12 protein-coding genes are annotated in these 13,447 nt (G+C 62.8%); 5 read left to right on the forward strand and 7 right to left on the reverse strand.

All coding sequences use genetic code 11. The features are described 5' to 3' along the window. Nucleotides 1-691, reverse strand: a 691-nt coding sequence (locus AC07XM_RS25245) for an electron transfer flavoprotein subunit beta/FixA family protein (protein WP_102667914.1), incomplete at its 3' end; no start/stop codon positions are given. 533 nt (nucleotides 692-1,224) lie between these two features. On the opposite strand from AC07XM_RS25245, the gene AC07XM_RS25250 reads away from it, so the two are divergent. Beyond that, a complete protein-coding gene (locus tag AC07XM_RS25250; RefSeq protein WP_080641073.1) occupies nucleotides 1,225-2,907 on the forward strand; it encodes an electron transfer flavoprotein-ubiquinone oxidoreductase in 1,683 nt (560 codons plus the stop codon). Nucleotides 2,908-2,977: 70 nt separating this feature from the next. Here AC07XM_RS25250 and AC07XM_RS25255 read toward each other — a convergent pair whose 3' ends face one another. The 4 genes from AC07XM_RS25255 to AC07XM_RS25270 all read right to left on the reverse strand — a co-directional run bounded on the left by AC07XM_RS25255 (nucleotide 2,978) and on the right by AC07XM_RS25270 (nucleotide 5,650). Then, nucleotides 2,978-3,379 (reverse strand): type II TA system antitoxin MqsA family protein, encoded by a 402-nt coding sequence (locus AC07XM_RS25255; RefSeq protein ID WP_024717924.1) that lies wholly within the window; start codon nucleotides 3,377-3,379, stop codon nucleotides 2,978-2,980. Nucleotides 3,380-3,381: 2 nt separating this feature from the next. Next, entirely contained in the window at nucleotides 3,382-3,678 is a 297-nt protein-coding gene (locus AC07XM_RS25260; protein WP_060519866.1) for a type II toxin-antitoxin system MqsR family toxin, read from the reverse strand. 94 nt (nucleotides 3,679-3,772) lie between these two features. After that, a complete protein-coding gene (locus AC07XM_RS25265; protein WP_060519867.1) occupies nucleotides 3,773-5,098 on the reverse strand; it encodes an MFS transporter in 1,326 nt (441 codons plus the stop codon). Between the two features lie 72 nt (nucleotides 5,099-5,170). Next, nucleotides 5,171-5,650: a hypothetical protein gene (locus tag AC07XM_RS25270; RefSeq protein WP_023048065.1), complete on the reverse strand. Its 480-nt coding sequence runs from the start codon at nucleotides 5,648-5,650 to the stop codon at nucleotides 5,171-5,173. A gap of 299 nt (nucleotides 5,651-5,949) precedes the next feature. Between AC07XM_RS25270 and azu the strand changes: the two genes are divergently transcribed. Further along, nucleotides 5,950-6,411: an azurin gene (azu, locus tag AC07XM_RS25275; RefSeq protein ID WP_023048064.1), complete on the forward strand. Its 462-nt coding sequence runs from the start codon at nucleotides 5,950-5,952 to the stop codon at nucleotides 6,409-6,411. Nucleotides 6,412-6,448: 37 nt separating this feature from the next. Here the strand turns inward: azu and AC07XM_RS25280 are convergent, their stop codons facing one another. Further along, nucleotides 6,449-6,949: a sigma-70 family RNA polymerase sigma factor gene (locus AC07XM_RS25280; protein ID WP_095116961.1), complete on the reverse strand. Its 501-nt coding sequence runs from the start codon at nucleotides 6,947-6,949 to the stop codon at nucleotides 6,449-6,451. A 230-nt stretch (nucleotides 6,950-7,179) separates the two neighbouring features. Here AC07XM_RS25280 and AC07XM_RS25285 point away from each other — a divergent pair, with 230 nt between their 5' ends. The 3 genes from AC07XM_RS25285 to AC07XM_RS25295 are packed head-to-tail and all read left to right on the forward strand — an operon-like array spanning nucleotide 7,180 to nucleotide 11,745. Continuing rightward, nucleotides 7,180-8,361 carry an efflux RND transporter periplasmic adaptor subunit gene (locus AC07XM_RS25285; RefSeq protein ID WP_031312009.1) on the forward strand — a complete coding sequence of 394 codons (1,182 nt, stop codon included), beginning with the start codon at nucleotides 7,180-7,182 and terminating at the stop codon, nucleotides 8,359-8,361. Between the two features lies 1 nt (nucleotide 8,362). Beyond that, the gene (locus tag AC07XM_RS25290) at nucleotides 8,363-10,330 is read left to right on the forward strand and encodes a MacB family efflux pump subunit (RefSeq protein WP_016488299.1); all 1,968 of its coding nucleotides are present in this window, start codon (nucleotides 8,363-8,365) and stop codon (nucleotides 10,328-10,330) included. Then, nucleotides 10,327-11,745: an efflux transporter outer membrane subunit gene (locus AC07XM_RS25295; RefSeq protein ID WP_060519869.1), complete on the forward strand. Its 1,419-nt coding sequence runs from the start codon at nucleotides 10,327-10,329 to the stop codon at nucleotides 11,743-11,745. The genes AC07XM_RS25290 and AC07XM_RS25295 overlap by 4 nt, the downstream gene beginning before the upstream one ends. Nucleotides 11,746-11,817: 72 nt before the next feature. Here AC07XM_RS25295 and pvdP read toward each other — a convergent pair whose 3' ends face one another. Then, nucleotides 11,818-13,428, reverse strand: coding sequence for a pyoverdine maturation tyrosinase PvdP (gene pvdP / locus AC07XM_RS25300; RefSeq protein WP_016488301.1), 1,611 nt, complete (start codon nucleotides 13,426-13,428; stop codon nucleotides 11,818-11,820). Between the last annotated feature and the right edge of the window lie 19 nt (nucleotides 13,429-13,447).

Raw genomic sequence — 13,447 nt, forward strand, 5'->3', positions numbered from 1 at the left:
TGATACCCGCGCTGCGGGCAGCCGGCGCTTCGACTTTCAGGGTCTTGTTGGTGGAGGCGAGCGAAACGCCCAGATCGCCAGGGTTGACGGTCTCCAGCGGTTTCTTCTTGGCCTTCATGATGTTCGGCAGCGACGCATAGCGTGGCTCGTTCAGGCGCAGGTCGGTGGTGACGATGGCTGGCAGGTTCAGCGATACGGTCTGCAGGCCGCCATCGATTTCACGGGTGACGTTCAGCTTGTCGCCAGCGACTTCGACCTTGGAGGCGAAGGTGCCCTGGGCGTAGCCGGTCAGCGCAGCCAGCATCTGGCCAGTCTGGTTGTTGTCGCTGTCGATGGCCTGCTTGCCAAGGATGACCAGCTGCGGCTGCTCTTTGTCGACAACGGCTTTCAGCGCCTTGGCCACGGCCAGCGAATTCAGCTCATCGGCGGCTTCGACCAGGATGGCACGGTCGGCACCCAGGGCCAGCGCAGTACGCAGCTGCTCCTGGGCGGTGGTCGGGCCGACGGAAACGACGACGATCTCGGTCGCAACGCCTTTTTCCTTCAGGCGTACGGCCTCTTCCACGGCGATTTCGCAGAAGGGGTTCATGGACATCTTGACGTTAGCAAGGTCGACGCCGGAGTTGTCCGCCTTGACGCGAACCTTGACGTTGTAGTCGACCACTCGTTTGACAGCTACAAGAACCTTCATGGATTCCTCGTTACTCTCCGGTGAATAGATAGTCGCCTGGGGCTGAGCCCGGCGATGCGCGTGGGTACAAGGGCACCTCTAAAAACGTACCGGAGCGAGCAAACTTCACAGTGACCGAACAGTCTTGTCCGGACTCCTGAGACAAATACTCACGGGTCATTTTCTGTCGTGGCGTGTAAACTCCACTACAAACCGGCCAAAGGCCGCAAAACCCTGCTCCACACCTGGTCTTTAGAGGTGTACCTGCGCCCGGCTGCAAGCCTACGGCGAACGTAAAACCGCTCGTATCTTGACCGTAACACCCCATCCGGTCAATACGGCAAATCGGTCACCCTCCAGCCGCGTTCCTGTGATTTTACTGGCCTGCGGCAAATTCAAACAAACGTTTGTATTGGACCTGCCAAGTGGTGTAGATATAATGCGCGGCCAAGACAAAACGGTGTAGTCCGTCATTTGCGCAGCTACAGTTCCGCTCCCGTGATGAGCCACTGCGCGCAAGCACCCAATAAGACAAAGCAACAGCACGAGCCTTGATGAGTAGGAGAGAACCAGTGGAACGCGAATACATGGAATTCGACGTGGTCATCGTCGGCGCCGGCCCGGCAGGCCTGTCCGCCGCCTGCCGCCTGAAGCAGAAGGCCGCCGAAGCCGGTAGCGAAATCAGCGTCTGCGTGGTGGAAAAAGGCTCTGAAGTCGGCGCCCACATCCTCTCTGGCGCGGTGTTCGAACCCCGCGCCCTGAACGAACTGTTCCCGGACTGGAAAGCACTCGGCGCACCGCTCAATACCGAAGTGAAGCGCGACGACATCTATGTGCTCAAGGATGCCGGCAGCGCCACCAAGGTGCCTGACCTGTTCGTGCCCAAAACCATGCACAACCATGGCAACTACATCATCTCGCTGGGCAACCTGTGCCGCTGGCTGGCCCAGCAGGCCGAGAACCTGGGCGTGGAAATCTACCCGGGCTTCGCCGCCCAGGAAGCGCTGTTCGACGACAACGGCGTAGTCCGCGGCATCGTCACCGGCGACCTGGGTGTCGACCGCGAAGGCAACCCGAAGGACGGCCTGTACACCCCGGGCATGGAACTGCGCGCCAAGTACACCCTGTTTGCCGAAGGCTGCCGCGGCCATATCGGCAAGCAGCTGATCAAGCGCTTCAACCTCGACAGCGAGTCCGACGTCCAGCACTACGGCATCGGCCTGAAGGAAATCTGGGAGATCGACCCGGCCAAACACGAGCAGGGCCTGGTGGTGCACACCGCCGGCTGGCCGCTGGATGTGGTCGCCAAGGACAACACCGGTGGATCGTTCCTCTATCACCTGGAAAACAACCAGGTGGTGGTTGGCCTGATCGTCGACCTGTCCTACGCCAACCCGTACCTGTCGCCATTCGACGAATTCCAGCGCCTCAAGCACCACCCGGTGATCAGCCAGTACCTCGAAGGCGGCAAGCGCATCAGCTACGGTGCCCGTGCCCTGGCCAAGGGCGGTATCAACTCGCTGCCGAAAATGGTCTTCAAGGGTGGCGCACTGATCGGTTGCGACCTGGGCACCATGAACGTGGCCAAGATCAAGGGCAGCCACACCGCCATGAAGTCCGGCATGCTCGCCGCCGAAGCGGTGGCGGACGCCCTGATCGCCGGCAGCGAAGGCGGTGACCAGCTGAACAGCTACGTCAGCGCCTTCAAGGCCAGCTGGCTGCACGAAGAACTGTTCGCCAGCCGCAACTTCGGCCCTGCCATGCACAAGTTCGGCCCGCTGCTGGGCGCCGCGTTCAACTATGTGGACCAGAACTGGTTCGGCGGCAAGCTGCCGTTCACCCTGCACGATACCAAGCCGGACTACGCCTGCCTCAAGCTGGCCGCCGACTCGAAAAAGATCGACTACCCGAAACCGGACGGCAAGCTCAGCTTCGACAAGCTCAGCTCGGTATTCCTCTCCAGCACCAACCACGAAGAGGAACAGCCCTGCCACCTGAAGCTGACCGACCCGAGCATCCCGATCGCCAGCAACCTGCCGCTGTACGACGAGCCGGCCCAGCGCTACTGCCCGGCGGGCGTGTACGAAGTGGTCACCCAGGAAGACGGCAACAAGCGCTTCCAGATCAACGCGCAGAACTGCGTGCACTGCAAGACCTGCGACATCAAGGACCCGGCCCAGAACATCACCTGGGTTACCCCTGAAGGCGCTGGCGGGCCGAACTACCCGAACATGTAAGGCCCTGCCCTTGCCGTAACAAAAAGCCCCCGGTTCTCATGAGCCGGGGGCTTTTTGTTACGTGCCAAAATCAGGCAGTACGCACTTCCTCGAAGAGTTCTGGATGGCGATCCAGCAGCTTGAGCAGTTTCACCAACGCCACGGGTGGTGTGGTCTTGCCGTTTTCATAACGGGAGAACGCGTTGACGCCACCCCCGAAAATTTCCCCCGCTTCACGCTGGTCGAGGTCGAACTTACGGCGGATTGAAGCAATGAAGGAAGGATCCACAACAGCTGCGTTGACTTGACGCTCGAATGCCGTCATCAGGTTACTGACACGCATGGCTTCATCGTGGCTAAGTACACATTCACCACAGGCGCAACAGTAATCGCCACTTACGTCAGGGATGACGGTCGCCTCTCCTTTATAGCTATAGGGCATCCCCTGAACATCAGGTGCAAGCTCCGCACCGCCGCATACTGGACATCTCATGGTTACAACTCCTTGAAAGACACGATGAGCACGTCGTCTACCACGGACACTTTCAGATAAACGTACCCAAATGCTGTAAGCGGACGATAGACGTCCTGCCAAACGCGGTGATCCATATGGCTGGTCATGCTCTTGTAGAAATCAGTACGCTCCAAACAGGAGATCACTTCAAGCATGCCCGGATAATCCATTCCCAGGGCTCTGGCGCCTCTCAGTGCAGCGCCTGTAGGGCTGATGCGCCTGGCAGCAGCCAAGACTTTTACCCTTTCCAACGGACAGTGAGGCGTTCTCTTTTCCATGAGAAATTAACCTTCCAGGTTAAATTTGGCCAATAGGTTATTCCAATAACCCCCGCCCGGAAGGATGACTCAAGGCCCCATGCGCGTTACCCGATCATTTGTCACCACACATGATCGCCATCGGCTCTGCCGCAAACGCCAATGGCTCACGGCGCCCGAAATACAGGGCCGTCAGCAACCCAACCATACCCATGATCAGACAAAACCCGACACACACCCACGGGCTCCACGGCATCAGCGCGATCAGCGCCAGCGGCGTGGTACTGGCCCACAGTGCGTAGGCCACGTTGTAGGTGAAGGAAATGCCCGACACCCGGATCTCGGCCGGGAACAGCCCGACCATCACCGACGGCACCACCCCCACCACACCGCAACTCAAACCCGCCAACGCGTAGGCCAGCCAGGTCATGCCCCACTGCCCATTCAGGCTGGCGTACAACGTGCCAATGCCCAGCGGCAGCAGCACGCTGTAGAGCATCAGCGCGCGCCAGGCGCCCACGCGGTCAACCAGCAAGCCGGCCAGCACGCAGCCGATATTGAGGAAGACAATCCCCACGCTGCTGAGGGCAAAGGTGTGCCCGGCGCTCATGCCGAAGCGCTGCTGCATCACCGTTGGGGTGATTACCACCAGCACCACCACGGCAGAAGTCAGCACACAGGTCAGTAACGCCGCCGGGATCAGCGCCCGGCGGTGTTCGCCCAGTACCCTTCGCAGCGGGAACTTCACCGGTTGCTCCTGGCGCGCGCGCAGGGCCAGGAACACCGGCGTTTCGCTGAGCCAGCGGCGCAGCCACACGCCAATCACACCAAACACCCCACCGAGCAGGAACGGGTAGCGCCAGGCGTAGTCGAGGATCTCCTGCGGTGTGAATACTTGCGCCAGCAAGGTCGCGGTCAGCGCCCCCAGCAGGTAGCCGAAGGTCAGCCCGGCCTGCAGGAAGCCCAAGGCGTAACCGCGCCGCCCGATGGGCGCATGTTCGGCGACGAAGGTCCAGGCACTCGGCACTTCGCCCCCCACCGCCGCGCCCTGCAGGATGCGCAAGGCCAGCAGGATCAGCGGCGCGGCATAACCGATGTCGGCATAGGTCGGCATTACCCCGATCAACAGGCATGGCAAGGCCATCATCAGAATACTCAGGCTGAAGACCCGCTTGCGCCCCAGGTGGTCCGCGAAGTGCGCCATCAGGATGCCGCCCAGCGGCCGCGCCAGGTACCCGGTGACGAAGATGCCGAAGCTTTGCAGCAGGCGCAGCCACTCCGGCATTTCGGGCGGGAAGAACAACTGGCTGAGGGTAAGCGCAAAGAACACGAAAATGATGAAGTCGTAGATTTCCAGCGCGCCGCCCAACGCAGCCAGGCCCAAGGTCCGGTGATCGCCGCGGCTGAACCGGGGCGGGCGAGCGGTATCGATGGCAGTCATGGCAGGGTCCGCAAATCGGCAAAGGGCAAGAGGATAACAAATAGCGGCCCCGTTGCCCTGCCCGCTGCGCCGCTAGCGGTTGAACACCGTGTGCGCGAAGTTGGCCCGCGGCCGTGGCCGCACCGTAGCAGCCGGCATGCCACTCGGCAGCGGCAATTTGCCGACCAGCAGTGGCGCGTCGATGATCGCCATGAACGACTCCAGCGCCTCGTTATCTGGCACGTGCGGCAGGCTCAGGCTGACCGCCTGGCGTTCGGTCGCCGGTACTGAAGGCACCCTCAATTGACTGGAGTGGTAAAGCAGGGCGTGCTGGATTTGCGTGCTGACCCGGCAGAAGCGCTCAAGGTCAACCCCTGCATGGTTTGCCAGCTCGATATTGCCCAGCAACAGATGAAAGGGCTGCAAGGCGCAATGCACCAGGCGCTGCAGCTCCTCGAAGCTCTCCACGGGGGCTATCCGGTAATAGCCCAGGCCATTGAGCAACCGTTCCAGCTGCAGCCGCTGGCATGGGTGGGCGTCGGCGATGAGGATGCGCAGGGTCTTGTTTGCCATGGTGGGACCTGGGCAGTTGGGTAATGGGTACGCTCCATGACCGTACTGCGCCAGTAACGGCTACTGCCAAGGTCACGCCTGGCAGCGGTCTTCTTTGATAGAAGTCGGTAAACCCGCATAAATCAAGTGATTGACTGACGGAATTTGCATTTGCCTTTAACCCGGCAAGCAGGATTACCACCCGTGCTCCCCCCGGCAAAGCGAGCGGCTAGCGCCCGCCCTAAACCCTGACGTCCGGGCTTCGTATAAAAAAGGCGCATGCCCCAAGGCATTGCCTCTTACATTTTCGGAGTACCCAGATGTTTCGCCCTGCCCTCGCCTTTTTCGCCCTGAGCCTTTCCAGCGTCGCATGGTCCGCCGAGCCCTGCTCCGTGGACATTCGCAGTACCGACCAGATGACCTACGACCTGAAGACGATCACCGTGCCGCAGTCCTGCCAACGCTTCACGGTGAACCTGCAGCACACCGGCACGATGCCCAGGAACATCATGGGCCACAACTGGGTGCTAGCCAAAAAGGAAGACATAAAAGGCGTGACCACCGATGGCGCTGCAGCCGGTGAAGCCGATGACTATATCCAGCCGGGCGACCAGCGCGTGCTCGCCCATACCCGGTTAATCGGTGGCGGCGAAAAGGATTCGGTCACCTTCGACACCCGCGTGCTGCAGGCCGGCCAGGCGTACGCGTTCTTCTGCTCCTACCCTTTCCATTCGACAATGATGAAGGGCGCCCTGACATTCGGTGCACCGTCAGGCAACTGATGCGAACGCAACCCGCGCCGCGCAGCCGCGCGTGCGCTCAGGCCTCGGCCCACTCGCGCATGCGCAGGCGGCAATGTTTCATGGCGTTGACGATGTGTTTTTCCACCGTGGCCTTGGACAAACCCAGCCGCGTGGCGATCTCGCCATGCGACAGGCCTTCGAGCTTGCGGAGCAAAAAGCACTGCCGGCAGGTTTCGCTCAATTCGGCCACCGCACGTTGCAGCAACGCCAAGCGCTCTTCCTGCCGACAGACACCGTGCACGGGCGCGACAAAGAACCGCTCGTCGGTCTCCAGTACTTCCAAAGGCTCGGCGCGGCGGACCTTGCTGCGCCGATGGCCATCGGTGACCAGGTTCAGGGCCGTGCGATAAAGGAAAGCGCGCGGATGGGAGATCTGCGTGTCGTCACACCGCTCGAGTATCCGCAGATAGGCCTCCTGAGCGATATCCTCGGCAGCATGGCGGCTGCCGAGACGCGAACGAAGGTACCCGACCAGTTCACGATAGTATTGCTCGAGCAGTACACCCGAAGACGGCATCGAAGCGCTTTCCCTGTTTTCCGATGATGATATGACTGCAGTGCAGGCCAAGTAATGGCATTGCCGGCGCTTAAACTATAATAATTCTCATCAAGTTTAAAGACGCTGTTACATTTCCCCCGCCCGCAACGGGCGCTTCCCGCTAAATCCGTCCTTGGCGCTTTCGTTTAATCGGCAGCCTCCCTAGCTGCTCCTTGGTGACAGCGGCCCTCTCATGGTCGGAATACTGCATGATCCCTCAACGCCTTACTCGTCGCGCCGTCACACTCGTGCTTTGCCTGATCCCGCTGGCCGCACTCGCAGCCTGGCAATTGTTGCCCGGCGAAGCCGATAAGCGGCCTTTCGTCAGCGTCAGCCGTGGCAACATCGAAGCCAGCGTCACCGCTCTGGGCACCTTGCAACCCCGCCAGTACGTCGATGTCGGCGCGCAGGCCTCCGGCCAGATCCGTACCTTGCATGTCGAGGTAGGGGACACCGTCAAGCAAGGGCAGTTGCTGGTGGAAATCGACCCCGCAACGCAACAGGCCCGGCTGGATGCCGAGCGCTATGCCATCGAAACCCTGAAAGCGCAGGTCAAGGAGCAACGCGCCGAGCATGTCCTGGCCGAGCAGCAGTTGCGGCGTCAGCAGCGGATGGCCAACGACGGCGCCACGCGCGAGGAAGATGTGCAAACCGCCCAGGCGAAAGTGCTGACAACCCAGGCGCGGATTGACATGTACCAGGCACAGATTCTCCAGGCACAGGCCACGTTACGCAGCGCAGAAGCCGAGCTTGGCTATACGCGCATCTATGCTCCAATTGGCGGCACGGTGGTGGCGGTCGATGCACGCGAGGGGCAGACCTTGAACGCACAGCAGCGCACCCCGCTGATCCTGCGGATCGCCAAGCTGTCGCCGATGACGGTTTGGGCCGAAGTCTCGGAAGCCGATATCGGCCAGGTCAAGACCGGCATGCAGGCCTACTTCACCACCTTGGGCAGTGGCGGCAGGCGCTGGACCGGCACCGTCAGGCAAATTTTGCCAATCCCGCCCAAGCCGCTGGACCAGCTCAGTCAAGGCGGCGGCAGCCCGGTTGCCGCCAGCGGTACAAGTGCCAACGGGACCGGGCGCGTGGTGCTCTACACCGTGCTGCTGGACGTCGACAACGATGACAATGCGCTGATGGCCGACATGACCGCACAGGTGTTCTTCGTCGCCGGAGCCGCCAAGGACGTATTGACCGTGCCCATCGCCGCACTGCAGGGACGCGGCCAGCGCGAGGGGCTGCAGACTGCCCACGTGCTGACCGGCAAGGGCGAAGTCCAGACGCGCCAGGTACGCACCGGGCTCAGCGACCGCCTGCGCGTGCAGGTACTCGAGGGCCTTGATGAAGGTGACAAGTTGCTGATCGGCCCTGTCGGCAGCGAGGGTTGACATGAACACTCCGCTGATAGAACTGGTCGGCATCCGTAAATCCTACGGTGGCGGTGACAGCCCTCAGGTCGATGTGTTGCGCGGCATTGACCTGAAGATCCATGCCGGAGAATTCATCGCCATCGTCGGCACCTCGGGTTCCGGCAAGTCGACCCTGATGAACATCCTGGGTTGCCTCGATCGCCCGAGCGCCGGAAGCTATCGCTTCGCCGGCCAGGATGTTGCCGGGCTGAACAATGACGAGCTGGCCTGGTTGCGCCGCGAGGCGTTCGGGTTCGTGTTTCAGGGCTACCACCTGATCCCCTCCGCCTCGGCGCAGGAGAACGTGGAGATGCCGGCAATCTACGCCGGAACCACCGCTGCCACGCGCGCCGAAAGGGCCCGGGCCCTGCTGCAACGCCTGGGCCTGGGTGAGCGCACCGGCAATCGCCCGCGCCAGCTTTCAGGTGGCCAGCAACAACGGGTATCCATCGCCCGGGCATTGATGAACGGCGGCCACATCATCCTCGCGGACGAGCCCACCGGTGCGCTGGACAGCCACAGTGGCACCGAGGTCATGCGCCTGCTGGATGAGCTGGCCGAGCAGGGCCACGTGGTGATTCTGATCACCCATGACCGCGATGTGGCCGCTCGTGCGCAGCGCATCATAGAGATCCGCGACGGCGAAGTGATCAGCGACAGTGGCGCCGGTCAGGCGCCGCCACAGGATCGCCAAGGCGCACTGCAGGCAGATGATCTGGCCCATCGCCTGGCCCGGGCCGACACCCAGCGCAGCCCTTGGCTGGGCGAAACCCGCGACGCGCTGCAGGCCGCCTGGCGGGTCATGTGGAGCAACCGTACACGCACCGCGCTGACCCTGCTGGGGATCATCATCGGCGTCGCGTCGGTGGTCGTGATGCTGGCGGTGGGCGAAGGCAGCAAGCGCCAGGTCATGGCCCAGATGGGCGCGTTCGGCTCGAACATCATGTTCATGAACGGCGCCTCTCCCGCTCCGCGCGCCCCACCCGGCGACGTTCGCCTCAGCGACGTACAGGCGCTGGCCGAGCTGCCCCAGGTGAAATCCATCATGCCGGCCATGACGCTGGAAGCGCAGGTGCGCTTCGGCAACCGCGATCTCGAATCGACCATAGGCGGCTATACGCCGGTGTTCCCGACCCTGATGAGCTGGCCCGTCAGCGAGGGCAGTTTCTTTACCGACAACGACCTGGCTACGGCTGCCGCCGTGGCCGTGATCGGCTCTGAAGTGCGCAGAAAGCTGTTCGTGGACGGCCAAGACCCGATCGGCCAATACATCCTCATCGAGAACGTGCCTTTCCAGGTGATCGGCGTGCTGGCCAGCAAAGGCTCCAGCGGCGCCAATCAGCGAAACGACCTGCGCATCGCAGTGCCGTACTCAGCGACTGCCATACGGCTGTCCGGCACACAGCACCCGGAATACGTGATCATCGGCGCCGCCGACAGCACCCAGGTGCATGAAGCCGAACGGGCGATACGCCAGTTGATGCTGAGACTGCACAATGGCATCGAAGATTTTGAGATCGACAACAGCGCGGCGATGATCCAGGCCGAAGCTGCGACGCGCAACGGGTTGTCCCTGATGCTGGGGGCCATTGCCGCCATTTCGCTGCTGGTGGGCGGAATCGGCGTGATGAACGTGATGCTCATGACCGTGCGCGAACGCACCCGCGAGATCGGTATACGGATCGCCACCGGTGCCCGGCAGCGCGACATCCTGCGCCAGTTTCTGACCGAGGCCGTTGTGCTTTCGCTCACCGGTGGCCTTATCGGCGTGTGCCTGGCGCTGCTGATCGGTGTGGTACTCAGCCTGGCCCAGGTGGCCGTGGCGTTTTCCGCCCTGGCGATGGTGGGTGCTTTCGCCTGCTCGGTAGCCACCGGCGTCATCTTCGGCTTCATGCCCGCGCGCAAGGCTGCCGCCCTCGACCCTGTCGCCGCTCTGACCAGTGAATGACCATGACCAGAACCCCGCTTTTTCTGCTGCCGCTGCTGACCCTGCTTGGCGCTTGCAGCCACCCACCCGCCCCCTTGGACAGCGGTATTGTTGCGCCCGCCAGCTGGCAAGGTCCGACTGGGGTCACGGCTGCCTCGGCGCAGTGGTGGACAACCTTCAACAGCGCTCAATTGAGCCAGCTCATCGAGCAGGCGCGCCACGGCAGCCATGACCTGCGCGCCGCCATGGCCAGGGTCAGGCAGGCTCGGGCCGACCTTCGCATTGCCGGTGGCCCTCTGCTGCCGAGCCTGGACGCCAGCGCCGACGCCTATCAGCAGCGCCTGCTGCGAGGCCAAGGGTACAGCGAACAGGACACCTCGAGCAGCAAACGGACTTACCGCTACTTCGACACGGCCCTGACGGCCAGCTACGAGCTGGACTTCTGGGGCGCAAATGCCGCTGCGCGGGACAGTGCCCGGCTTGGCCTGCAAGCCACTGCATTTGACCGTGACACCCTCGAGCTGAGCCTGACGAGCAGTGTTGCCGACACCTATCTGCGAGCCCTCGCCGCTCGCGAGCAGGCCCACATCGCCACGCTCAACCTGGAAAACGCCGACAAGATCCTCAATGTGGTGCGCACGCGGTTTCAGGCTGGCTCGTCAACTGCCCTGGAGCTGGCCCAACAAGAGAGCCTGGTGGCCAATCAGCAACGACAGTTGCCGCTCTACCAGCAAGAAGCCCGCGATGCGCAGATCACCCTGGCAACCCTGCTCGGTGTGCCGGTGCAGGCACTTGAGCTTGCCGATCAGCCTTTCGATCAACTGCGCGGCCCGAGCATTGCCGCCGGCATTCCCAGCCAGCTGTTGACCCGTCGCCCGGACATTGCCAGCGCAGAGGCGCGCCTGGCAGCGGCTCAGGCGGATGTCAGCGTTGCACGGGCAGCCCTGTTCCCCACGGTAAGCCTGACGGCCAGCCTGGCCACCGGCGACAGAAAGGCCATCGACCTGCTGCACAACCCGGCGTTCAACCTCGGTGCCGGTCTGACGGCCCCCATTTTCAACAATGGCGCCTTGCGCGCTGCGCGTGATCGCGCCATCGCTCGCCAGGACGAGTTGCTCGATGCGTATCGCAGCGTACTGATAACCAGCTTCGGCGAAGTCGAGAAGGCACTGAACAGCGTGGACGGCCTGGACCGCCAGACTCGCTGGCAGAATGAGGCGCTTAGCCAGGCACAGCGCGCGTTCGACCTGGCCGAAAACCGCTATCGGGCCGGGGCCGAAGACCTGCTCAGCGTGCTGGAGGCGCAACGCAGCCTGTTTGCAGCACAGGCCGAGCGGGTACGCCTGCGTGAGGCGCGGCTGCAGGCCAGTGTTGCGCTTTACAAGGCATTGGGCGGGGGGTGGACAGGCACGGATGCGCTGATGACGGTGAGGTAGTTCGTCACGCTATCTTCAGTGCCTGTGAGCCCGCGCTCACAGGCACTGAAGATCCGATGCCGGGCACCCGCGCTACAACCCGTCACGCCGCGGGCCAGGTGCAAGATGGCGAGCATACCAGGGCCGCTGTGGCACCCTGCCAGACAGGCGATCGGCGTCTTCTTCCGGGCTGAAAATGACCTGCAAGGCCAGCTTCATGGTCTCGATGTCCAGTTTCCCGGTGCCGCCTCCATTGCCCAGCCCCCAGGCACCGCAACCGTCACGGGTGGGCCCTAGCCAAGGCTCGGCCACACGCACCCAGCGCCCCGGCGCAAACCACGGAACACCCTCGATCATTCGCGGCTTCACTTCCCCCGGGTGCGCCTGCTGGTGGGCCAGGTACCAGTCGTTCAGACGGTCGTCGATCCAGCCATGAAACGCCCAGAACACCGGGTTCACGTGGGATGAAAACGGATCGCCAAGGAAGTCGTTCTCGGCGCGAAACCAACGTTCGGAAAAATCATAGTTGCGACGCCCGTAGGGCATCGGGTAATCCGAGTTCGGATCGCGCCCCAGGGATGCCCAGCGCATGTGCAACCAATCGTGGACCCCCAACTCGATACGCGACCCCAACTCTCCCAGGCACAAGGTGCTGAGATATTCCGGGTCATGCAGCTGGGCTTCCCACAACTGGAAGTTGGCGTGCAGGCCCTGAGTGCTCTTCACGTAGTACAGCCACTGGCTGAAGGCATCATCGCCGGCCGCCTGCCAATTGGGCGGGACGCTGTAGCCGTCGCGGTTGTCGAGGTAATCGAAAAACGCCTGGGCGCCATGCCCGATCGAAGGACGTGCCGCGGGCAGGCTGGCCCAGGAACGCAGGTCCTGGACCTTACGTACCCCGTGCAGCATATGCCGATGCATGAACAGAAAATCCTCGCCGGAGCCGTTGCGATGGCGATCATGCCCGCGGGCGTTGCGCTCCTTGCCCAACGGGCCGACCTGCCAGCCCAGCGCACGCACCATCTGCCGTCGGGAATCATCGATGCGGTGCCAACGATCGCGGCTGGCATGCCACAGCTGATGATAGTAGCGGCGCTGCGGCGAAATCAGGTCCTCGTGCAGGGCCGCCACAAATGGCAGCCGCTCACGCGCCAGCACAAACGGTCGACGGACCGCGACAAAACCCGCTTGCACACCGGAATGCCCCGCCTGCGTCCCTGCCAGACGCACTTGCCCACTCAGGGTGGCGCTGCCTCCGCCCTCGCTCCAGTCGCCCCATATCTCATCCAGCACGGCGTCGCAGTCATAGGCTTCGCCAGAGCCGGCAATTATCTTCAGGCGCACCGCTGGCAATCGGTCGGCAGCCAGCGGCCCGTAAACCTGCAAACCCCGGTCGCCATACGGCGCGGTACCCAGGTAGCCACGCAAGGCACGGGCACCCTGCCCGACGTCGAGCAACAGCTGCTGCGGCCCGGCCAGCACAGCCAGCGCCGGGTGATTGCCTGTCAGGCGCCAGTCCCAGATCCCGACCAGGCGTTCCCCCAGCAGCGCATTGGGCAGGTCGTCGACCGGCACCGCAGGTTCGTCACTGCTCAGCTCCGCTTCCTGGGCCCGCTGCCACTCCTGCTGTGCGTAATAGCCGGCAGGCAGAGCTACACCGGCAGCCACCAGGCCTGCCAGGATCTTTCGACGTGACACTTTCATCCACTGTACTCATGACGTG

The sequence above is a fragment of the Pseudomonas sp. GW460-LB5 genome, assembly GCF_059423245.1.